The organism is Lysobacter sp. 1R34A (assembly GCF_051217035.1).
In the GTDB taxonomy this organism is placed as follows: Bacteria; Pseudomonadota; Gammaproteobacteria; order Xanthomonadales; family Xanthomonadaceae; genus Lysobacter.
In genome coordinates, this window is record NZ_JBPKJP010000057.1 from 1 (window position 1) to 21,172 (window position 21,172).

Consider the following 21,172-nt stretch of genomic DNA (forward strand, 5'->3'; position numbering starts at 1 on the left):
ATCGGCGCGCGCTGGAGGCCGTGCTCGGCAGCGCAGCCGTCGCCGACGCGGTGCCGCGGGAGCAGGCGGCATGACCGCGCCGGTCGCCACCTCGTTCGACCTGCGCGCGATGGCCGCGCTGCTGGCGCAGGGCCGGCAGCTGCGCGCGCTGTCGCTGCTGTTGCTGGCCGCGGCGCTGCTCGCGGTGGTGCTGCCGAACGTTTCCGTGCGGGCATGGCCTCTCGCGCTGAGCCTCGGCGCCGGCGTGCTGCAGTGCTATTACGCGCTGCGGGTGGACTTCGACGCGCGATTGTTCCAGGCCGCGTCCGAGGACGAGGACAGTGCGCGTGCGGCGCGGCGACTCGATGCGAGCCTGCTCGCGCTGGGCTTGCTCAAGCCCGGTCGCGACGGCCGCGACTGGCCGTCGCGCTGGCGCGGTGCGCGTGCTCTGATGGTGCGCCAGGCGCTCAGCCTGGTGCTGCAGACGGCGGCCCTGGCCTGGGCTTGTCAGCGAATGTGGGCATGAACGGAGTTTCCTTGGACGAGCACGATATCTGGACGCCTCAACGCCAAGCTCTGTGGCAGCGCTTGAGCGATTACCGCTTCGGCGGCGAGCGACACGAGGCCTTCGTCGAGCGCGTGGCGCATGCCTGCCAGTCGAGCCGCGAAACCGCGCAGGAGGCGATCGAGGAGTACCGGCGATTCTGTTTCCTGGCCGTCGGCGCCGGCCATGCGGTCACCCCGAGCGAAATCGTCGACCGGGTCTGGCATACCCATATGACCGACACCCGCGACTACTGGCTGAGGTTCTGTCCCGAGGCGCTCGAACAGGCCCTGCATCATTCGCCTTCGCTCGGCGGGCTGTCCGAAGACGAGCGCCATCGCCGCCAGTACCTCGACACCATCGACAGCTACCGGCGCTATTTCGGCGATCCGCCGCCGCGGTTCTGGGCGGCAGAAGCCCAGCCGGCGCGGCTTACCGCGGACGAGTCGGTGTGGTTGCCGCTGACCCGGGTCAACTCGCCGTGGTTGTTCGAGCCGAAGGGGCTCGGCCCGTGGTGGTGGGGCTGGAGCGGGCTGTTGGCCGCGATCTTCGTGCTCGGCGCCGGCGGCAACGGCACGTTCGATCCGCTGGAGTGGCGCGGCGGCTGGTTCCTGGCGCTGTATTTCGCGCTGATCGGCTGGACCTACAGCGCCGGTAACGCGGTGCAGCGCGCGTTGCGCGGCCGCGACGTCCCGAGCGCGGAGGCGCCGGCCGATCCGATCGAACTCGGCTTCCTGGCCGGCGGCGCCGAGCGCGCCGCCGATGTGGCGCTGGTCGAACTGCTTACCCGCGATGCGATCCGGCTGGATTATCCCGGCGAGGCGGCGAGCGCGGCCTCGTCGCGTTCGCCGGTGTGGCTGCGCGCGAGCGCCGGCGCGGCCGGCCTGCCGTCGCGGTTGCTGGACCTGTCGAAGATCGTGCAGCGCACCCAGCAGCTCGCCGAGGCGATGCCGGCGCTGCGGGCGCATTACGCGCGCCTGGCCGAACCGATGCGGAGCAAAGGCTGGTGGCTCAGCGAGAAGCAGCGTTGGCGCGGCCGCCTGGCCGCGGCGCTGCCGATGTACGCGGTCGTCGTCCTCGGCGTGACCAAGATATCGATCGGCGAAGCCCGCGGGCGGCCGGTCGGGTTCCTGGCGGTGTTGACCGCCTTGGCCGGCTTGATGGTGCTGGTGCAGCTGTGCACCGCGCAGCGCCGCACCCGCGCCGGCGACCGCGCGCTGCAGGACGCGACCATCAAGACCCGCCGCTCCGACGATCTGGCCGAGCGTGTCGCGCTGGCCGGCACCATGGCGCTGATCGATACGCCGCTGGCCGACTACCACACGCTGCGCACGCCGGTGTCGAATTCCAGCGACTCGGGCAGCGGTTCCAGCGGCGGCGACGGCGGAGACGGCGGCGGTGGCGGTTGCGGCGGTTGTGGCGGAGGTGGCGATTGAACGGAGCACAGCGATGACGACACGACCCGGTTCCGAACAACCCGGCACTGAGCCAACCGGTTCCAACCAGACCGGCTCCAACCAGACCGGCTCCAACCAGGCCGGCCCCAACCAGGCCGGCTCCAACCGGCCCGGCGCCACGCCGCGCGACTGGCGGCTGGCCCTGGCCGCGCGCCTGCGCGCGCGCGGCGCCACGCCCAACGGCATTTCCCTGTTCGCGATCGGCCTGTCCGCGCTGGCCGGGCTGTCGTTCTTCTTCGCCCTGCGCGACCCGCCGCATTACGGCGCGGTTCTGCTGTTGTTCGCGGCGCTGTGCCTGGTCGGCCGTCTGCTGTGCAACCGGCTCGACGGTTTGCTGGCGCGCCGCGGCGGCATGGTCGGCAAGGCCGGCGAGGTCTACAGCGACGCGCCGGACCGGCTCGCCGACGCGCTGGTGTTCCTCGGCGTCGGCTACGGCCTGACGCCGTGGATGGCGTGGGCGTCCGACCTCGGCTGGGCGGCGTCGCTGCTCGCGTCCGGCACCGCCTATGTGCGCGTGCTGGGCATGGCCTGCGGCCTGCGCGAACACGACGAGGGCCCGATGCCGCGGCGCACCCGCATGATCGCCACCGCCGTCGCCGCGGTGCTCGCGTCGATCGGCCTGGCCCTGGGGCATGCCGCGGTGGTCGCCTGGATGTTGCTGGCGGCCCTCGCCGCGGTGATCCTCGGCGCCGCCTGGACCATCGCCCAGCGCCTGCGCGCGATCGTGCGCGAGCTGGAGGCGCGATGATTTCGCATTGGCTGGCCAGTGGTTTCAGCGGCGCGATCCGGCTGCTGACCGGCGCGCGCGCGTTGTGGCGTTGCGCGCCGTCGTCCGATCACCGGGTCTATTACGGCAACCACGTCAGCCACGGCGATTTCGTGATGATCTGGTCGGCGCTGCCGCCGGCCCTGCGGCGCGAGGTGCGGCCGGTGGCGGGCGCCGATTACTGGCAGCGCGATGCGCTGCGCCGTTATCTGATCCGCGAAGTCTTCAACGGCGTGCTGATCGAGCGCGACCCGGCGCAGCGCAAGCGCGATGCGATCGAGACCTTGTGCGAGGCGGTCGACGAGGGCTGCTCGCTGATCCTGTTTCCGGAGGGCACGCGCAACCAGAGCGACGAGCCGCTGTTGCCGTTCAAGAGCGGCCTGTATCACCTGGCGCACCGGCGGCCCGAGCTCGAATTCGTGCCGGTGTGGATCGACAACCTGGCGCGGGTGATGCCGAAGGGCAAGGTGCTGCCGTTGCCGCTGCTGTGCACCGCGACCTTCGGCGAGACCTTGCGGCTCGGGCCGGACGAGGACAAGCAACAGTTCCTCGAGCGTGCGCGCGACGCTTTGCTGGCTTTGTCGGGCCACGCCCATGCGCACGATCGCGGCAACCAGGGAGCGTGCACATGATCGAGCTGCTGCGCGGCCTGCCGCATTCGTTGCTGTTGTTCATCGGCGTGGCTGCGGTGTTGCTGGTCGCGACCGCGATCGCCGAGTACCTGCGCTGGCGCACCCGCGAGCGGCCCAGCGCAGTGATCGCCAACCTGGTCGCGCGCATCCGCGCCTGGTGGGTGATGGCTCTGGTGGTCGGGCTGGCGTTCGTGGTCGGCCGGGTCGGCATGATCGTCTTGTTCGCGCTGGTGTCGCTGTTCGCCTTGCGCGAATTCATCACCCTGACTCCCACCCGGCGCAGCGATTACTACGCCTTGGTCGCTGCGTTCTATCTCGCCTTGCCGCTGCAGTACTGGTTGGTCTACACCGACTGGTACGGCCTGTACACCTTGCTGATTCCGGTCTATGCCTTCCTGCTGTTGCCGATCCTGGCGACGGTCGGCGGCGACACCACGCGGTATCTGGAGCGCACGGCGAAAGTGCAGTGGGGCCTGATGATCTGCGTGTTCTGCATCTCGCACGTGCCGGCGCTGATCAACCTGCGCATCCCCGGTTACGAGGGACGCAACCTGTTGCTGATCGCGTTCCTGGTGATCGTGGTGCAGTCCTCGGACGTGCTGCAGTACGTCTGGGGCAAGCTGTGCGGCAAGCGGCTGATCGCGCCGAAGTTGTCGCCGTCGAAAACCGTCGAAGGCTTCGTCGGCGGCGTCGCCTCGGCGACCGCGCTCGGCGCGGCGTTGTGGTGGATCACCCCGTTCACCCCTTGGCAGGCGGCGGCGCTGGCCCTGGTCATCAACCTGATGGGCTTCTACGGCGGGCTGGTGATGTCGGCGATCAAGCGCGATCGCGGCATCAAGGATTGGGGTCACATGATCGAAGGCCACGGCGGCGTCCTCGACCGCCTCGATTCGGTCTGCTTCGCCGCCCCGGTCTTCTTTCATCTGATCAGATATTGGTGGGTGTGACCGGACCGATCAGCGCGCGTGCGCGCTGGTCCGGTCACACGCCCGGCCAACCGCAGCGGTGTACGCAAGCGCAATCCTCGAAGTCCGGACAATCGGAAACAACTCGTAGAGTCGTAGCCCCCCACGCCCGCGCGGTATCCGTCCCCTTCGCCTGTCGCGGCTCGCGCCGCTCCCACCCCGGTGCGGATTCGTCGGCACGCACGCGCAATCCTCGAAGTCCGGACAATCGAAAACACCCTAAAAAAACGGGTCCTCGAAACGACGTGGTATTCGTCACCTTCGCTGTCGCGGCTTACGCCGTTCCTACAGGGGTTGCGGCATTGAATTTGCGCGCGTAAGGCGAACGCAACGCAGCGGACGCTTACTCTAGCCCGTACTCGCGCAGCTTCTTGCGCAGGGTCGCCCGATGAATGCCGAGCATGGCCGCGGCGCGGCTCTGGTTGCCGTCGCAGTGCTGCAGGACCTCGGCGAACAAGGGGATTTCGAGTTCGCGCAGGGCGATCTCGTAGAGGTTCTCGGTGCCGCTGCCGTTCAAGTCGCCCAGGTAACGACGGATCGAAGTCGCGACGTGGTCGCGCAGCGGAACGCGAGGTCCGGAGCGGGCGGCTTCGTTGCGGTCGTTGAGAGCGTTCAAGTGCATCCCCGTGGCAAGTGACTTCCGCCGGGGGCGACCCGATACGCTTGCAGCGCATCGCCGACGGGAGGGGGAGTCTAGCGCGCGGGAGTCGCGGTAGACAACGCGACGGTGCGATATTTCAACGGAAATCGAACGTGAACGCGACTACGCGCGGCGCCGGTTCGAGCACGTCGAACTGCACCGCGGCGCTCTGCCCCGGCGCGATCAGCTCGCCTTCCCTGTACCCCTTGCGGTAGTCCTCTGGAAAGAACGCGCGTTGGCCGACGCGGCGGCCATCGACGTCTTCCAGGCTCAGCACCAGGGTCGGCCAGGGCTGCGCCCAGCGCGCATCGTTGCGGAAACTGGCCGATACCCGCAACACGCCGGCGCGGTCTGCGACCGGCAGCACGTTGCGGTTGAGCATGGTCAGCGCGGCGGGTTCGCGCCACGCCGGGATCGCGCACGGCAGCGCGCCGCACAAGGCGCCCACCACCGGGCGCCAGCGCGCGTCGGCGGCGAGTTCGTCGCGCTGTGCAAGCAGCAGTTGCAGGGCCAACAGCAACCCCAGCGCGATCGCCGCGGCGGGACCGCTCCAGTGCCGGCGCACGGCCGGCGCCGCGGCTCGGGCGCGGCTGCGCACGAAGCTCGGCGCGAGGCGCGCATTGGCCACCGCGGTTTCGGATTTGCCGGCCCGCTTGCGCACCGCGCGCTTGGGCACCGCCGCATCGGCGACGGCGCTGAGCGGCGCCAGCGCGGCGCCCGGGGCGGTCACGAGTAGGGCGTTGTCGGCGTTGTCGGCGGCGTCTTGCGCGCCGGGCGTCGCCGGCTCGGACGAGGCGGCAAGAGGCCCGGCCTGGTCGTGGCGGCCGTCGCCGGCCTCGACCGGTGCCGCGGTGACCCCCGCCTGCGTCGTCGCAGGGTCGGAGGTGTCGGCCGCGGCCGGCGCGTTCGCTGCCTCGCTCGCCGCCGCTTCTGCCGAAGCCGCCGCGTCCGATGCGGGTGCGGCGGCTTCTATCGAGGCCGCTTCTGCCGAGGCCGGTCCCAGCGACGCGTCTGTGGAGACCGGCTCAACTGCGCTCGACTCCGCAGGCGCCGGCTCGGCCGCCAGGTCGCCGCCGCAACGCGGGCAGGCCCGGGTCGGACCGTCCTTGGCGACGATCAAGGCGACGAGGTATCCGCAATGAGGGCAGGCAGCGAACATTTCAGTATTCAATCATGCCGTCGCGCTCAGCGCCGGCGTACGCCTGTGACGCGCATCCAGTCTTCGAGACGGTCGGCGCGCAGCTCCTCGAAGTCGGCGGCGTAGCGAGCGAGCACGTCGTCTTCCTGGCCGGCGAGGATGCCCGACAGCGCGATGCGTCCGCCCGGCGCGACGCGCGCGGCGAGGGTGTCGGCCAGGGCGACCAGCGCCGAGGCGAGGATGTTGGCGACCACCACCGGATAGGTCGCGGCCGGTTCGTCCTGCGGCAAATGCACTTCGATGCGTGCGGCCACGTCGTTGCGTTCGGCGTTGTCGTGGGTGGCGATGACCGCCTGCGGATCGTTGTCGACGCCGACTGCATGCGCGGCGCCGAGCTTGAGCGCGGCGAGGGCGAGGATGCCCGAGCCGCAACCGAAGTCGAGCACGGTGGCATCGGCGAGCGCGCCTTCGTCGGCGAGCGCGTCGAGCCATTGCAGGCACAGCGAGGTCGTCGGGTGAGTGCCGGAGCCGAACGCCAGGCCCGGGTCGAGGCGCACCACCGCCGCATCGTCCGCATCGGCGCCCGCCGGCAGTTCGCGATTCCACGGCACGATCCAGGTGCGGCGGCCGAACTGCAGCGGCTCGTACTGATCCATCCAGGCGCGTTCCCAATCCTGGTCCTCGACCTGGCGGAACCGCACCTGGGTCCATTCCAGGCCCGGGTCGAAGGACTCCAGCGCGGCCAGGATTATCAGCGCGTCGGCGTCGTGCGGAAACAATGCGCTGAGCACGATCGACTGCCACAACGGGGTTTCGCCGACGCCGGGCTCGAGGATCGCGTGTTCGTTGCCGGTGTCGGCATCGGCGTCGAGCATCGTCACCGCCAGCGAGCCGACATCGTCGAGCGCGGCTTCGTAGCGCGGTTGTTCGGCTTCGCTGCAGCGCAGGGTCAGTTCGAGAAAGGGCATCGGCTACCGCGAGGGGCGAAAACGGCGGTCATTATTGACCCGTTTTGCGGCGATCAGATAGCGTGCGGCCTCTTCTCGGGAGCTCGACGCCATGGAACCGCAGGCCGCCGCACTTATCGCCACCGTCCCGCGCAGGTCATCGCGGGCCTGGATCCTGCTCGGATCGCTCGCCCTGGCAGCCTGCGCGGCTTGCGACGGCACCGCCGAGGTCGGTGCCCCTCGGCCGGGCGCCAGCCAGACCACAGCTGGACAGGTCGATGCGCCCCGCGCAAACGCGGCCCGGGTCGGCGCCACCCAGGTGGATGCCGCCCCACTCGGCGCCAAAGGCCAGGTCGAGCAACTGCGCCTGGAGGCGGTGACCGAGCTGCCCCGTCATGTCGCGCCGAGCCCGGCGCAGGCCGACGGCGGCAGCGCCTCGGACTGCGCCGAGGACGCGAAGTCGAGCGAAGGGCGGGCCGCGGTCGCGGCCGGCTGGACCCTTCTCGCCGACCTGGCCTGGAAGGATTACCGCGTGGTCGGGGTGGCGCCGCGCGCGACCCGGGTGGCCGGCTTCGGCTGCATGTTCCCGGCCGCACGGGTGCTGTTCTTCCGCGAAGGCCGGGCGGTGGCGCAATTACGCGACCTCCAGGCCGACGAGGCCGGCTCCGACAGCGCCGGCTCCGACAGCGGCCGCTTCGATAGTGCCCGCTTCGATAGTGCCCGCTTCGATAGTGGTGTCCAGGGCGTGTTCGAGCACCGCGCGGATGCGACCGGGCAGGCCGGCAGCGAACTGCGGGTCGGCGAATGGCGGATCGCGCGTACGCGAGTGCTCGCGACCGCCGCCGGCCTGGAACTCGCCGCCCTGCCGGAATCGGACGCTTACTGCGCCGGCGCGGCGACGGTGCCGCGGATCGAGGGCCTGGCCCTGCCGCAGGCGCGGGCGAAATTGCTCGCCGCCGGCTGGCGCGGCGTGCGGCCCGAGCGCGAAGAGGGCGCCGAGCGTTTTCTGGTTGGCCTGATCGAGGCCGGTTATCCCGAGGTCGTCGACTGCGCCGGCACCGGCCAGGGCTATTGCAGTTTCGAATACGCCAACGGCGCCGGCGACGGCCTGGCGGTCACCACCGCCGGCGAGCACGGCGAGGACGAGGGCAAGACCTATTGGCCCTCGGTCGTCGGCAGCGAAGTGACTTGCGCGGCGCAGGCGGCCGCGGCCCCTCCCGGGCCCGCCTCAGGTAGCTGATACGCCGTCTCGCTGAAGTTGGAGATCCATCACGGTTCAGGGTGGTGCGGACATCGTTGCGGCGCTTGACTTACTATCGGCATCTCGACGAAACACGGTTCATGCCGGTCCAATGCCCATCCCGGCCCTCACCGGCCGGCCGGCGGACCGAGCGGCGCCCGCGGGCGCTGCGTCCCGCCCGGCATCCGCGCTTCGTCCGGTTCGTGCAAGCAGCGTAGAGGCTCAGAGAAACGGTCTTGATGTCCGATGCCTACCCTTCCGGTTGCAAGCCAGGCCCTGGCGGGAAGCCGGCCGGTGCGCGCGTGTCCGGACGTTCGCTGATCGCGATCATGGGCGTAGCCTTGCTCGCCGCGGCCTTCGTCTATGCCGGCCGGCGCAACAGCGGCGAACCGGTCGTATCGGTCGAGAGCGTGCCGGTCCGGTTCAACGCCGGTCCGCAGCCGGTGGCGCGCGGCCAGGCCGACGCCTCGCGCGACGATTCGGTGCCGGTGGCGGAAAAGAAAACCCTGCCTCGCGGTGCGGTCGCGCCGTCGCCGCTGCGGGTGCAGTTCGAGCAGGCGCCGGACCTGTATTCGTATGCGCAGTCGATCCGTTCGCGCGCCGACGCCGGCGAGCCCGAGGCGATCTGGCTGCTGAGCCGGGTCTACGACTATTGCTCGAACTACGCCAACGCGCCGGCCGACTACGGCAACGACACGCGCACGATCGAGAGCATGAAGCTGCGCGGCGCCGCGACGATGACCGAGGCGCGCAACCGAGTCAGCTCGCGCTGCGCGCGTTTCGCGCCGAGCGACAACCTGAGCTACCAGATGATCTTCCTCAAGCGGGTCGAGGCCGCGCAGTCGGGCAGCCTCGCGGCCGAGGCCTCGCTGCTGGCTGCCGGCAAGCCGCTGGAGAAGACCGAGGAATACCGGCTCAACCTGGTCGATCGGGTGCAGCGCTCGAAGGACCCGGAAGCCTATTCGGCGTTGTCGCCCGGCATGGGCGTCGCCGCCAACGGCCGCCGCTGGGGCGACATGCGCGTGGCCGGCACTCAATTCGCGGAACTGGCTTGGCAGTTGGCGGCATGCGAGCTCGGGCAGGATTGCAGTTCCAAGGGTTCGTTGATGACGTCGTACTGCGCCAATGGCGGAATTTGCTCGCAAGACGCCAAACAGGATTTTGCGAGTTTCGTATACGACGCGGCGATCCCGCGTCAGGGGGCGGATGTGGTGGAAGAAATGGTCGATTCGCTGGTCGGCGAACAGAGGACGGTGCAATGAAACGCGAGCACTTCATAAATACGGCCAAGATCGGTTTCTGGGCATTGCTGCTCAGCGCGTATTCGGTCGGCGCAGCCGGCGTGATGATCGACGTGTTCGGCGAGGACTATCGCGACCTGGGACAGGTGGCGGCGACCTCGACGGATTCGAAGACCGAATTGCGTTCGCTGAGTGCGGCCCAGATCGCGGCCGTCTACCGCGCCCAGAGCGGCGCGCCCTTCTCGACCCTGCCGCCCGGCAGCACCTTCAAGGTGGTCTGGCCGGACGGTTCGAGCGAGTACGTGATGGTGGTCAGTCCATCGACGGCCGGCGGCGTGCAGCCGATTCCGGGCACCCAGGTGCAAGGGTCGGGCAAAAAGTCGTCGGGCAGTTCGGGCACCTCGGGCAAGGGCCCGGCGCTGTTGCCGGCGTCCTCGTCGGCCGAGCTCACCGAAGCCGACGTGCAGGCGATGACCTCCTGGGTCGAACCGGTACTGCGGTGAGGCCGGACGGCGCACCGGCGAAGGACCGCTGGCCGTAGGGGCGGCCTGAGCCGCGACCGCCGACGGCGGCCTCGCGGCTCAGGCCGCTGCTGCGGCGCGACCGCGCCGGCGAGCCGCCAAAAATCAAACGGCCCGCGTCGATGACGCGGGCCGTTTTTTTGCGCGGAAGTTTTCGACGCGGCGCGCTCGCCGCGGGCGCCGGCTCAGACGATCGAGATCGTCTTTTCCTTCTGTTCCTTGAGGCGCTTTTCCAGGTAGTGGATGTTCATCCCGCCCTGCTGGAAACCGGCGTCCGACAGGATCCGCTGCTGCAGCGGGATGTTGGTCTTGATGCCGTCGACGACCATCTCGCTGAGCGCCACGCGCATGCGCGCGATCGCGGTGTCGCGGTCGGGACCGTGCACGATCAGCTTGCCGATCATCGAGTCGTAGTTCGGCGGCACGCGATAGCCTTCGTAGATGTGGCTGTCGACGCGCACGCCGGGGCCGCCGGGCGCATGGAAATGCTGGATCAGGCCCGGGCAGGGCATGAAGGTTTCCGGGTCCTCGGCGTTGATCCGGCACTCGATCGCGTGGCCTTCCAGGACGATGTCGCTCTGCTTGATCGACAGCTTGCGGCCCGCCGCGATCATCAGTTGCTCGCGCACCAGGTCGATGCCGGTGACCAGCTCGGTGACCGGGTGTTCGACCTGGATGCGGGTGTTCATTTCGATGAAGTAGAAGCGACCGTTCTCGTACAGGAACTCGAACGTGCCGGCGCCGCGGTAGCCGATGCGGATGCAGGCCTCGACGCAGACCTTGCCGATTTCGGCGCGCTGTTCGGCGGTGATGCCCGGCGCCGGCGCTTCCTCGACCACCTTCTGGTGGCGGCGCTGCATCGAGCAGTCGCGCTCGCCCAGGTGGATCGCGTTGCCCTGGCCGTCGGCGAGAACCTGGATCTCGACATGGCGCGGGTTCTCGAGGAACTTCTCCATGTAGACCATGTCGTTGCCGAACGCGGCCTTGGCCTCGGACTTGGTGGTCTGGATCGCGGCGTTGAGGTGGGCCTCGGTATGCACCACGCGCATGCCGCGACCGCCGCCGCCGCCGGCGGCCTTGACGATGATCGGGTAGCCGATCTCGCGCGCGATCTTGATGTTGGCGGCGTTGTCGTCGCCGAGCGGGCCGCCGCTGCCGGGCACGCAGGGCACGCCGGCCTCCTTCATCGCGCGGATCGCCTCGACCTTGTCGCCCATCAGGCGGATGGTCTCGGCGCGCGGACCGATGAAGATGAAGCCGGACTGCTCGACGCGCTCGGCGAAGTCGGCGTTCTCGCTGAGAAAGCCGTAGCCCGGGTGGATCGCCTGGGCGTCGGTGACTTCGGCCGCGGCGATGATCGAGGCCATGTTGAGATAGCTCTCCGACGACGGCGCCGGCCCGATGCAGACCGACTCGTCGGCCATGGCGACGTGCTTGAGATTGCGATCGACGGTGGAATGCACCGCGACCGTGCGGATGCCCAGCGCGTGGCAGGCGCGCAGGATGCGCAGCGCGATTTCGCCGCGGTTGGCGATGACTACTTTATCGAGCATAGAGATTCCGGGACTCGGGACTCGGGACTGGGGACTCGCAAAGCCGGATCGCGAAGGGGGCCCGGCGCCATCGCTTCGGCATCGACCGCGAAAGCGGCGCCGACGCAGCGATGCGGCCGAGTCCCGTGTCCCGAATCCCGAGTCCCGCGCATGTCAACCAATGACGAACAAAGGCTGATCGAACTCGATCGGCTGGCCGCTCTCGGCCATCACCTTGAGCACGGTGCCGGAGACGTCGGCTTCGATCGGGTTGAACATCTTCATCGCCTCGATGATGCCGAGGGTGTCGCCGGCCTTGACCGCCTGGCCGACGGCGACGAAGGACGGCTTGTCCGGAGCCGGCGAGGCGTAGAAGGTGCCGACCATCGGTGCGCGCACGACGTGGCCGTCGGGCAGGTCGCTGCCGGGCTTGGCGCTGCCGCCGGTGGCCGCCTCGGTCGGCGAGTGCATCGGCATGGCCGGGGCCGGGCGCTGCTCGGCGTAGGGCGCGGCCTGCATCTGCGGCGGCGCGTAGGCATAGCCGCCCTTCGGGGTGCGGGCCAGGCGAACGGATTCTTCGCCTTCCTTGATCTCGATCTCGGCGAGGTTGGATTCCTCGAGCAGGTCGATCAGTTTCTTGATTTTGCGCAGGTCCATGGAGCGGGCCTCTGGTTGGATCGTCGTTGCGGCCCGCGCGAACGCGGCCCGGGCTGGGTGGGTGTCAGGTCGCCAGTCGCTTGATGGCGGCGTCGAGCGCGTAGCGGTAGCTGTCGGCGCCGAAGCCGCAGACCACGCCGACGGCGTGGTCGCTGAAATAACTGTGGTGGCGGAACGGCTCGCGGGTGTGCGGGTTGGACAGGTGGATCTCGATGAACGGGATCGCCACCGCGGCCAGGGCGTCGCGCAGGGCGACGCTGGTATGGGTGAAGGCGGCCGGATTGATCAGGATCATCGCCGTGCCGTCGGTCCGCGCCGCCTGGACGCGGTCGACCAGGACGTGCTCGGCGTTCGACTGCAGGCTGTCCAGCACATGTCCGGCGGCCTGGGCGCGGTCGCGCAGCCCGGCGTCGATCTCGGCCAGGGTGGTGCGGCCGTAGACCTCCGGCTCGCGCGTGCCGAGCAGATTGAGGTTGGGGCCGTGCAGGACCAGGAGCTTGGCCATCGGGACCGGACGGTTGCCTTCAAAGGGCGGCAGTTTGCGTGAAGCCCGGGCTGCTGTCCAGAAGTTGCCCGCCAAATCGGCGAAGTTGCCGCGATTTAAGCGGTTGTTTGAGTGGCGACTCTAGAATGCCGGCACGTTCGCCGGCGTCGCCGTGTTTTCGTGACCGGTTCGGCGCATTTGCCGGCAGGGCGGCGATTTCGCCAAAGGACCGCGAGATCCGCAGGGGTCCGCGCCTCCCATTCGAGCACGATCCCGCGCGGCCAAGTCGGTAACCGGTAAGCGGAATCGGCAGTGCCGGCCACGCGCGGCGGGGCGGCTGGCCGACGATCGGCGGGTTTTCGTCGAGATTGCCGCCGCCGGGGGGGCGTGGTGTTACCGCGGCCTTCGAGCCGGACCGTGTTCAGTCGACCCAGCCTTCGATCTCGCCGTCCTCGAACGGGCCGATGCGTTGCTTGACCAGCTTGCCGTCGGCGCCGATCAGCACCGTATACGGCAGCACGCCCTTGAGGTTGCCGAGGCGGACCCCGGCGTCGCGCGGGCCGGGCGCGTCGAGCAGGATCGGGTAATCCACCGGCACCCGCTGCAGGAACGCGGCGACGTCCTCGGCGTTGTCGAGGGCGATGCCGACCACCTGCGTGCCCTGGCCGCCCTGGGCCTTGGCGTAGCGATTCAGTTCGGGCATTTCCTTGATGCAGGGCCCGCACCAGCTGGCCCACAGATTGATCAGGATCGGCCGCCCGGCATAGGCCTGCGGCAGCTGCGAGGGCCGGCCGTCGAGGCCGGGCAGGGTCAGCGCCGGCATCGCCTGGCCCAGGCTCGCCACCGCGAGGTCGGCCGGCGGCTTGGGCGCGCTGCGGGTCATGCGTTCCTGCAGGAAGCGCTGGCCGAGGTCGGTGCGCATCAGCCAGCCGTCCCCGCCGAGCAGTTGCCCGGCGAGCAGGCCGAGCGCGCCCGCGCCGAGCGCCAGGGCCACGAGTTTGACCGTCGGGGAGATCGCCATCGCCGCGGCCTCAGCGGTTCGCGGCGCGCGCGCGTTGCGCGCGGTCGGCGAAGGCCGGCGCTTTTTCGAAGCCGAACAGGCGCAGCTCGCGGCGTTCGGCGCCGGCGACGAAGTACAGGGTCGCCGGCGGGCCGATGATCTGCAGCCGCTTCATCAGCGCCTGGTCGATCTCGTCGTTCGCGGTCACGTCGACCTTGAGCAGGACGAAGCCCTTCAGCGCCTCGTGCACCTGCGGCTCGGGGAAGGTGTACTTCTCCATCTCCTTGCAGGCCACGCACCAGTCGGCATAGAAATCGAGCATCAGCGGCTGGCCGGAGGCCTGCGCGGCGGCGATCTCGCGGTCGAGGTCGGCGCCGGACTTGATCTTGCGGAACGGCAGCTCGGTGCTTTGCGCGGCATGACCGCCGCGCAGGCCGGCGAGCGGCTGTAGCGGATCGTCGCTGCCGGCGAGGGCGCCGACCACCTGGGAGGCGCCGGCCAGGCCGAGCAGCAGCGTCGCCAGCCAGGCGAAAGTACGCGGGCCCTGGCCGACCGTCTTGCCGCCGACCGACAACGCGATCATCACCGCCGCGCCGAGCGACAGCGCGCCCCAAAGCGCCAGGGTGACCGGGCCGGGCAGGATGCGCGACAGCATCCACACCGCCATGCCGATGAAGATCAGGCCGAACGCGCGCTGCACCGCGACCATCCACGGGCCGGTGGTCGGCAGACCCTTGCCGGCGGCGACGCCGAACGCGATCAGCGGCGCGCCCATGCCCATGGCGAGCGCGAACAAGGCCGCGCCGCCGAACACCGGGTCGCGGGTCTGGCCGATGTAGAGCACGGCGGCGGCGAGCGGCGGTGCGACGCAGGGGCCGACGATCAGCGCCGACAAGGCGCCCATGCTGGCCACGCCGAGCCAGGAGCCGCTGCGCTGGCGATTACTGGCCTCGCTGAGGCGGCTGCGCAGCGCATGCGGCAGCTGCAACTCGTACAGGCCGAAGCTCGACAGCGACAGCACCACGAACAGCAGGGCGAACAGCACGATCACCCACGGCGTCTGGAAGGCGATCTGCAGATTGGCGCCGGCCAGGCCGGCGACGATGCCGGCGAGGGTGAACACCACCGCGCTCGCCAACACGTAGACCAACGACAGCGAGAACGCGCGGCGCGCGCTGAGGCCCGGACCCTGGCCGACGATCAGGCCCGACAGGATCGGCACCATCGGCAACACGCAGGGCGTGAACGCGAGCAGCAGGCCGAAGCCGAAGAAGGTCAGCAGCGCCCAGTAGCGGTTCGCGCCCTTGAGCGAGGCGGCGAGCAGGCTGTCTTCGGCCTGCGGCGCGGTCGAGTCCGAGGGATTCGTTGCGGGCGCAGGCGCGTCGTCGCCGGGGGCGAGGCTGGCCGCGCCGGTCGCGGGCGTCGGGTCGGTAGCCGCCAGACCGCTGGCGGAAGTGTCGGAGGTCGCCGCGACCGTGGCGTTCGCCTGCGCCGAGGCGGCTGCGCTGGCCGGCGCTGCGCCGGCCGCGACGCTGTCGGTGGCCGCAGCGGTGCTTGCGTTCGGCTCGACGAGCGCGCTCGTCGCCGCGGTTCCGCGCGGCAGGTCGAGAGTCACTTTGCGGGTCATCGGCGGATAGCAGATGCCGTCGGTCTGGCAGCCCTGAAAGTTCGCGGTCAGGGTCAGCGTGGCGGCGTCGGCCTGCTGGCGCAGCAGCGGCAGCGGCACGTCGATCTGGTCGAAGAACACGGTGACCTCGCCGAAGTGCTCGTCGCGGTGCGCGGTGCCGCGCGGCCACCGCGGCTTGCCGGCGGCGATCGCGGCCCGGTCGGTCTTCAGCGAGGTCTTGTCGCGGTACAGGTAATAGCCGCGCGCCGGGGTGAAGCGCAGCAGCAGGGTGTCGCCGTCGCTGACGATGGCCTCGAAACCGAAGGCCTGCTCCGGCGGCAACGGCAAGGCATCGGTGCCGGCGTTCGCGGCCGTAGGCGCACCGAGCGGGCTGCTGCCGAGCAAGGGATTGGCGCCGCCGCGCGGGCCGAACGACACCAGCGGCGCGGCCGCGGGAGCCGGGTCCATCGCCGCGGCGGGCGCTGCCAGCGCCACGCTGACGGTGCGGGTCTGCGGCGGATAGCAGATGCCGGCGTCGGCGCAGCCCTGGTATTTGACGGTGAGCCGGGTGCTGCCGGCCTTGGCCTGTCCGGGCAGGGTGGCGACGACGCGGTCGCGGTAGGTCTCGACGTCGCCGAAGAACTCGTCCTTGTAAGCCTTGCCCTTCGGCAACTGCAGCGCCTGCGCGGCGAAGCCGGCGTCGCTCTTGACCGAGATGCGGTGCTTGTACAGGTAATAGCCCGGCGCGACCTTCCACGACACCGCGATGCGGTCGGCGCCGCCGGCCTCGGCCGCGAGCACGAAGGCCTCGTCGACCGGCAGCAGGTCTTTTTCGTCGACCGCGAGCGCCGGCGCGGCGAACAGCGCGGCCAGGCAGGCGATGGTGTAGGCGAGGGCGGCGCCGGCGCGCGGGCGCCGGCCGGAAAGCAGGTCGTCAGTCATCGGTCTCGGGTCTGTTCGGCCACCCAGCGCAGGTACGGGTCGAGGCCGTCGCCGACTTCGACCACCAACGCCTCCGGCAGTTCATACGGATGCAGCTCGGCGATCCGCTGGAGCACCGCGGAGGCCAGGGCGGGGGTGGTCTTGATCAGCAACTGGACCTCGGTCGCATGTTCGATGCGGCCTTGCCAGCGATAAGTCGAGCGCACCCCCGGCCAACGGCTCACGCAGGCGGCGAGCCGTTCCTCGACCAGGGCCAGCGCGATGGCGTCGGCGGTGGCCTCGTCGGGGCAGGTGCTGAGCACCAGCCTCGGCAGCGGAATGGAGTCGGTGAGGGGCATCCGGCCAAGTGTAAGGCCGCCGCGGGGAGCGGCCTAACCCGGACCTGCTGGTTCGGGCCGGATCGGGGCCGGGCCGGACGGTACGGTACCTCGGGCTCCGTCACAGAAAGCGCTGCCGTCTGATCGTCATCTCGGCACAGCCGAAGACCTCGCCGGGCCGCCTCGGCCAGCGCCGTCGGCGCCTGCAGGCGCCCTTCCCATTGAAGAGGGGCAGGGATTTGCTCTTGCGGCGGACGCACCTAACCCCATCCAACCCCGATGGTATAAGCCCAGGCATCCCAGGAGGTGCAGCGCGTGCCCTTAACGATTCGTGCCCGATGGGCCTTATTCCTGCTGCTGATCGCAGGGCCGTACTGCGCAGCGGTGGCCGCGCCACCGGCGGCCGCGGCCGAGCCCGGGCTCGCGCGCAGCGTGTCCCACGGCCGCTTCCAGGACATCCCGGTGCGGCTGCCGGCCGGCGAGGCACGCCGCTTCGTGCTGTGGTTCGCCGACGGCCTCGACGCCGCGCAACGCAAGGCGCGCATCGACGCCCTGGTCGCCGACGGTGCGATGGTCGCGACGGTCGAGGTCGCTGCGCTCGAACGCGATCTGCGCCGGGACGGCGGCGCCTGCGCGTTCTCCTCCGGCGACGTCGAAAATTTCTCGCGCTTCGTCCAGGCCTATTACCGTCTGCCGACCTACCGCCTGCCGCTGTTGCTCGGCGACGGCGAGGGCGCCGCCCTGGCCTATGCGATCGCCGCCCAGGGCGACGCGACCGTGCTCGCCGGCGCGGTCGCGGTCGATTTCTGCCCGCGCCTGGCCCTGGCGCGCGCCGTGTGCCCGTCCCAGGCCTTGAAGCTGGCGCCGGCGCGCGACGGCCGTTCGGCGCAGCTGCAGCCCTCGGCGCTGTCCGTGCCCTGGCTGGTCGCCGCCGCGCGCCGGGACGACCGCGGCGCGCAGTGCCCGAAAGCCGCGAGCGATGCGTTCGTCGCCGCAATTCCGCAGGCGCGCCGTTTCGCCCGCGATGCCCGCGGCGATGCCACGCCGGGCCTGCGTGCGGCCTTGATCAGCCTCGGTGCGCAAGGCCATGTCAGCGCGCCGCCGCCGCCGGCCGATCTGAAGGGCTTGCCGCTGACCGAGATCGCCGCGAGCGGCAGCGTGCATCGCGACAGCTTCGCGATCTTCGTCTCCGGCGACGGCGGCTGGGCCGGCTTCGACCAGAGCGTGGCCGAACGCCTGGCGAAAGCCGGGGTGCCGGTGGTCGGCGTCGATTCGCTGCGCTACTTCTGGAGCCCGCGCACGCCGCAGGGCTTCGCCGCCGACCTCGACCGCATCGTCGGCTACTACCGCGCGCACTGGAGGCGACCGCGGGTGCTGTTGATCGGTTTCTCGCAAGGGGCCGACGTTTTGCCGGCGGCGTACAACCGCTTGCCGTCGCCGACCCGCGAGGCGGTCGCGCTGACCACCCTGATTTCGGTCGGCGAAAAAGCCGAGTACGAGTTCCATCTGAGCAACTGGATCGGCAGCAGCGGCCGCGGCCTGCCGATCGCGCCGGAGATCGCGCGCATGCCGGCGGCGCGCACGCTGTGTCTGTACGGCGCCGACGACGATGACGCGCTGTGTCCGAGATTGCCGGCCGCCGCCGCGCGGGTCGGGAAACTGCCGGGCGACCACCACCTCGACGGCGACTACGACGGTGTCGCCGCGCGGGTGTTGTCGGCGGCCGGTATCGCGCCGGGTTCCTGACCCTCGGGCGCGCGGGTCGGGAAGCGCGCGATGCGATGCTCGCCGTCGTCGTGGCGGCGCGGGTCGAGCGAGATCAAACGGGTCACGTCGATCAAGGCCGCCGGCAGGTGCATGCCGCCGGGCGCGGCGAGGTAACGGGTGCGCCAGACCGGGTCGTACTTGGCCTTGAAGCGGCGCAGGCCGACGAAGCCATAGAAACGCTCGCCGTGGCGCGCGACCAGGTTGGCGAAGCGGTTCCAGCGCCCGGCCAGCCGATGCTGCGGCAGCCCGGACAAAGGCGCCATGCCGAGCGAAAAGCGTTCGTAGCCATGATCGCGCCCCCAGCCCAACAACTCGGCGAACAGGAAATCCATCGTGCCCTTCGGCGCGGCCTCGCTGTGGCGCATCAGGTCGACCGACAACTCGCGGCCGTTGGTGGCGTTCCACAGATTGGCGAAGGCGACGATGCGGCCGTCCAGCTCCACCAGGGCGACCGGCAGACGCTGCAGATACTCGGCATCGAAATGGCCGAGCGAGAAGCCTTTCTCCTCGCCGGATTTGTGCTCCAGCCAGTCCTCGGAAATCTCCGCGAGCAAGGGCAGCAGGGCCGCGACATCCTCGGCCGGGGCGATGCGGAAACTCAGCCCGGCGCGCTTGCCGCGGTTCCAGGCCTGGCGCAATTCGGCGCGGGCCGGCCCCTGCAGGCTGAAATCGGTCAGCGGCACCAGCGCTTCCTCGCCGAGCTTGACCAGGCTCAGGCCGAGGTCGAGATAGGTCTGCCAATGCTGTTCGCCGACCTGGTAGAACACCGGGCGCATGCCGAGCCGGTCGGCCTCCTCGCGGAAACGCCAGATCAGCGCACGCGCCACCTCGGGCGGGCCGACCGGGTCGCCCATCGCGATCAACGAGCCGCCGTAGCGCTGCATCATCGCGAAGCCGCGCTGTTGCGGATCGAGCAGCAGCGCCTTGTCGCCGGTCAGGGCGAGGTGCGCCTGGCTGTCGTCGGCCACGGCGAGGATCGGCCGGATCGCCGCGAGTTCGGCTTCGCCTGCCGCCGGCAACGGCGCGCGCGCGGCGTGCAGCAGGCGCGCCAGGCCGAAGGCGATCACGGTGACGCTGACCAGCAGCATCGCGCGCAAGGCGCGCGGCGCGTTGCTCGACACCAGGAATTCCCACCACAGCTCGTTGCGGTATTCGACGTGGCTGTAGGCGAAGAACAACAGCCAGACCGCGGCGATCAACACCAGGCCGAGATTGCGCAGCCAGCGCCACGACCAGGCTTCGTCGAGCAGCGCGCCTTCGCGATAGAACTCGCGCCGCGCCGCCCACAGCGCGACCGCCACCAGCGGCGGCGCCAAGGCCAGGCTGAGGTGGCCGCCGCGCAGCCAGGTCGGCAAGGGCAGCACGACGCACACCGCCAGCGCCAGCGCCCATGCGGCATGGCTGCGGCGCTGCAGGCCCTGGCCGATCAGCAACAGGCCGACCCCGCCGAGGCTGGCGAGCAACTGCGAGGTCTCGATCAAGGGCAAGGGCGCGCCGATCAGGCGATGGCGCGGTTTCGGCAGGGTGCCGTCGAGGATCAGCGCGGCGCCGAGTACGAACGCGGCGAGTGCGATCACCTGCGGCAGCCACGGCCGGATCGCGAGCCAGGCGGTGCGCAGGGCGCCGGCGCGCGCCGCGACCGGCCCGCGCACGGCGCCGACCATGCCGATCAGCGTCGCCAGGGCCAGGGGCAGGGCGTAGTAGGTGATGCGATAAGCCAGCGCTGCGGCGAGGAGAGTCGCCGGCGCCACGCCCGGCAGCAGCTTGAGCAGGCTCCACTCGAACACGCCGATGCCGGCGGGCACGCTCGACAACAATCCGGCGACCGTCGCGACCAGGTACAGGCCGACGAAGCCGATGAAGTCGGTGCCGGCGATCGGCGCCAGCAGGACGTACAACGCGCAGCCGGCCAGGGCCAGTTCGATCACGCTCAGGGCGGTCACCGCGAGCACGGTGCGGCGATCCGGCAGCCACAGCGCGTGGCCGCGCCAGCGCAGGGTGCGGCCGTCGCGCCCGACCGCGAACCACAGGCCGACGAAGCCGAGCGCGATCGCCGCGCCGATCGCGCGGATCGTCGCTTCGCCGAACGGCAGCAGCAAGGCCGCCGGCGCCGGTTCGAACAACAAGGCGCAGGCCAGCAACACCCAGGCGCCGAACACGAAGCCGAGCGTGCTCATCAACACCACCTGGCCGATGTCGGCCAGCGACAGCCCGGCCGCGCCGTAGCCGCGCAGACGCACCGCGCCGCCGGTCAGCGCGGCGAAACCGAGCGTGTGCCCGACCGCGTTGGCGAGGAAGGCGGTGACGACCAGACGCAGCGGTTTGACCTTGCTCGCGTTGCGGCGCAGGCCGATCGCGTCGAACCCGACCAGGCAGGCATAGCTGGCGAGGCCGAGCAGGAAGGCCAGGACGATGCGGCGGTCCTCCAATTGGGCGAAGGCGTGCCGGATCGAACGATAGCCCTGCTCGCTGAACTCCCCGGCGAGCGCATGCAGGGCCAGGGCGAGGATCGCCAGGCTGGCGAGCATCGACAGCGCGCGGCGCCAGGAGCGGGGGGCGGTTGCGGCGGGAGGCGGCGGAGTCATCGGCGGACCGTGGAGGCGTCGGGCAAGCTTTCAGCAAACGGCGCGAAAGCGGAATGAGGGACCGGCCTTGGAGTGGGGCGAGGGCGGTTGGTTCCTTTCGCGGAGCCAAGAGCAAACCCCTGCCGCCTGCCCGAAGGGGATTCTTCGGGTGGTATGTGAGACCGGGCGACTCGATGTTTCTGCTGCCAGCGACGAGCCTCAGGCGACTTGAT

18 protein-coding genes and 1 pseudogene are annotated in these 21,172 nt (G+C 70.3%); 9 read left to right on the forward strand and 10 right to left on the reverse strand.

The genetic code is table 11. The features are described from left to right. Nucleotides 1-70: 70 nt before the first annotated feature. The 5 genes from ACSAMQ_RS13215 to ACSAMQ_RS13235 are packed head-to-tail and all read left to right on the forward strand — an operon-like array spanning nt 71 to nt 4,325. Nucleotides 71-505: a hypothetical protein gene (locus ACSAMQ_RS13215; protein WP_435396093.1), complete on the forward strand. Its 435-nt coding sequence runs from the start codon at nt 71-73 to the stop codon at nt 503-505. A gap of 11 nt (nt 506-516) precedes the next feature. Then, complete coding sequence (locus tag ACSAMQ_RS13220; RefSeq protein ID WP_435396094.1) at nt 517-1,959, forward strand: TIGR04222 domain-containing membrane protein; 1,443 nt, start codon at nt 517-519, stop codon at nt 1,957-1,959. A gap of 13 nt (nt 1,960-1,972) precedes the next feature. Continuing rightward, on the forward strand, nt 1,973-2,728 hold the full coding sequence (locus tag ACSAMQ_RS13225; RefSeq protein ID WP_435396095.1) for a CDP-alcohol phosphatidyltransferase family protein: 756 nt from the start codon (nt 1,973-1,975) through the stop codon (nt 2,726-2,728). Further along, nucleotides 2,725-3,378, forward strand: coding sequence for a lysophospholipid acyltransferase family protein (locus ACSAMQ_RS13230; protein WP_435396096.1), 654 nt, complete (start codon nt 2,725-2,727; stop codon nt 3,376-3,378). The genes ACSAMQ_RS13225 and ACSAMQ_RS13230 overlap by 4 nt, the downstream gene beginning before the upstream one ends. Next, nucleotides 3,375-4,325: a phosphatidate cytidylyltransferase gene (locus ACSAMQ_RS13235; protein WP_435396097.1), complete on the forward strand. Its 951-nt coding sequence runs from the start codon at nt 3,375-3,377 to the stop codon at nt 4,323-4,325. The genes ACSAMQ_RS13230 and ACSAMQ_RS13235 overlap by 4 nt, the downstream gene beginning before the upstream one ends. A gap of 361 nt (nt 4,326-4,686) precedes the next feature. Here ACSAMQ_RS13235 and fis read toward each other — a convergent pair whose 3' ends face one another. From fis to prmA, 3 genes are all read right to left on the reverse strand, one after another. After that, complete coding sequence (gene fis, locus ACSAMQ_RS13240) at nt 4,687-4,959, reverse strand: DNA-binding transcriptional regulator Fis (RefSeq protein ID WP_031370276.1); 273 nt, start codon at nt 4,957-4,959, stop codon at nt 4,687-4,689. Nucleotides 4,960-5,080: 121 nt separating this feature from the next. Then, on the reverse strand, nt 5,081-6,142 hold the full coding sequence (locus tag ACSAMQ_RS13245) for a DUF3426 domain-containing protein (protein ID WP_435396098.1): 1,062 nt from the start codon (nt 6,140-6,142) through the stop codon (nt 5,081-5,083). A 26-nt stretch (nt 6,143-6,168) separates the two neighbouring features. After that, a complete protein-coding gene (gene prmA, locus ACSAMQ_RS13250; protein ID WP_435396099.1) occupies nt 6,169-7,089 on the reverse strand; it encodes a 50S ribosomal protein L11 methyltransferase in 921 nt (306 codons plus the stop codon). Nucleotides 7,090-7,387: 298 nt separating this feature from the next. Between prmA and ACSAMQ_RS13255 the strand changes: the two genes are divergently transcribed. The 3 genes from ACSAMQ_RS13255 (at nt 7,388) to ACSAMQ_RS13265 (ending at nt 10,052) form a co-directional block, all read left to right on the forward strand. Beyond that, nucleotides 7,388-8,308 carry a hypothetical protein gene (locus tag ACSAMQ_RS13255; RefSeq protein WP_435396100.1) on the forward strand — a complete coding sequence of 307 codons (921 nt, stop codon included), beginning with the start codon at nt 7,388-7,390 and terminating at the stop codon, nt 8,306-8,308. 302 nt (nt 8,309-8,610) lie between these two features. After that, complete coding sequence (locus ACSAMQ_RS13260; protein WP_435396101.1) at nt 8,611-9,570, forward strand: hypothetical protein; 960 nt, start codon at nt 8,611-8,613, stop codon at nt 9,568-9,570. Then, nucleotides 9,567-10,052: a hypothetical protein gene (locus ACSAMQ_RS13265; protein ID WP_435396102.1), complete on the forward strand. Its 486-nt coding sequence runs from the start codon at nt 9,567-9,569 to the stop codon at nt 10,050-10,052. The genes ACSAMQ_RS13260 and ACSAMQ_RS13265 overlap by 4 nt, the downstream gene beginning before the upstream one ends. A 203-nt stretch (nt 10,053-10,255) precedes the next feature. Here ACSAMQ_RS13265 and accC read toward each other — a convergent pair whose 3' ends face one another. The 6 genes from accC to cutA all read right to left on the reverse strand — a co-directional run bounded on the left by accC (nt 10,256) and on the right by cutA (nt 16,629). Further along, on the reverse strand, nt 10,256-11,623 hold the full coding sequence (accC, locus tag ACSAMQ_RS13270; protein ID WP_435396103.1) for an acetyl-CoA carboxylase biotin carboxylase subunit: 1,368 nt from the start codon (nt 11,621-11,623) through the stop codon (nt 10,256-10,258). A 153-nt stretch (nt 11,624-11,776) separates the two neighbouring features. Next, nucleotides 11,777-12,259, reverse strand: a complete 483-nt coding sequence (accB, locus tag ACSAMQ_RS13275; protein ID WP_031370285.1) for an acetyl-CoA carboxylase biotin carboxyl carrier protein — start codon at nt 12,257-12,259, stop codon at nt 11,777-11,779. A gap of 64 nt (nt 12,260-12,323) precedes the next feature. After that, nucleotides 12,324-12,764, reverse strand: coding sequence for a type II 3-dehydroquinate dehydratase (aroQ, locus tag ACSAMQ_RS13280; RefSeq protein ID WP_435396104.1), 441 nt, complete (start codon nt 12,762-12,764; stop codon nt 12,324-12,326). A 400-nt stretch (nt 12,765-13,164) separates the two neighbouring features. Then, nucleotides 13,165-13,764 (reverse strand): TlpA family protein disulfide reductase, encoded by a 600-nt coding sequence (locus ACSAMQ_RS13285; RefSeq protein ID WP_435396105.1) that lies wholly within the window; start codon nt 13,762-13,764, stop codon nt 13,165-13,167. Nucleotides 13,765-13,774: 10 nt separating this feature from the next. After that, a complete protein-coding gene (dsbD, locus tag ACSAMQ_RS13290) occupies nt 13,775-16,291 on the reverse strand; it encodes a protein-disulfide reductase DsbD (RefSeq protein WP_435396106.1) in 2,517 nt (838 codons plus the stop codon). Continuing rightward, entirely contained in the window at nt 16,288-16,629 is a 342-nt protein-coding gene (gene cutA, locus ACSAMQ_RS13295; protein ID WP_435396107.1) for a divalent-cation tolerance protein CutA, read from the reverse strand. The genes dsbD and cutA overlap by 4 nt, the downstream gene beginning before the upstream one ends. 339 nt (nt 16,630-16,968) lie before the next feature. Here cutA and ACSAMQ_RS13300 point away from each other — a divergent pair, with 339 nt between their 5' ends. Beyond that, nucleotides 16,969-18,354, forward strand: coding sequence for an AcvB/VirJ family lysyl-phosphatidylglycerol hydrolase (locus ACSAMQ_RS13300; protein ID WP_435396114.1), 1,386 nt, complete (start codon nt 16,969-16,971; stop codon nt 18,352-18,354). Nucleotides 18,355-18,401: 47 nt separating this feature from the next. Here ACSAMQ_RS13300 and mprF read toward each other — a convergent pair. Then, a pseudogene (gene mprF / locus ACSAMQ_RS13305) lies at nt 18,402-20,960 on the reverse strand (bifunctional lysylphosphatidylglycerol flippase/synthetase MprF); the annotation flags it as partial. Between the last annotated feature and the right edge of the window lie 212 nt (nt 20,961-21,172).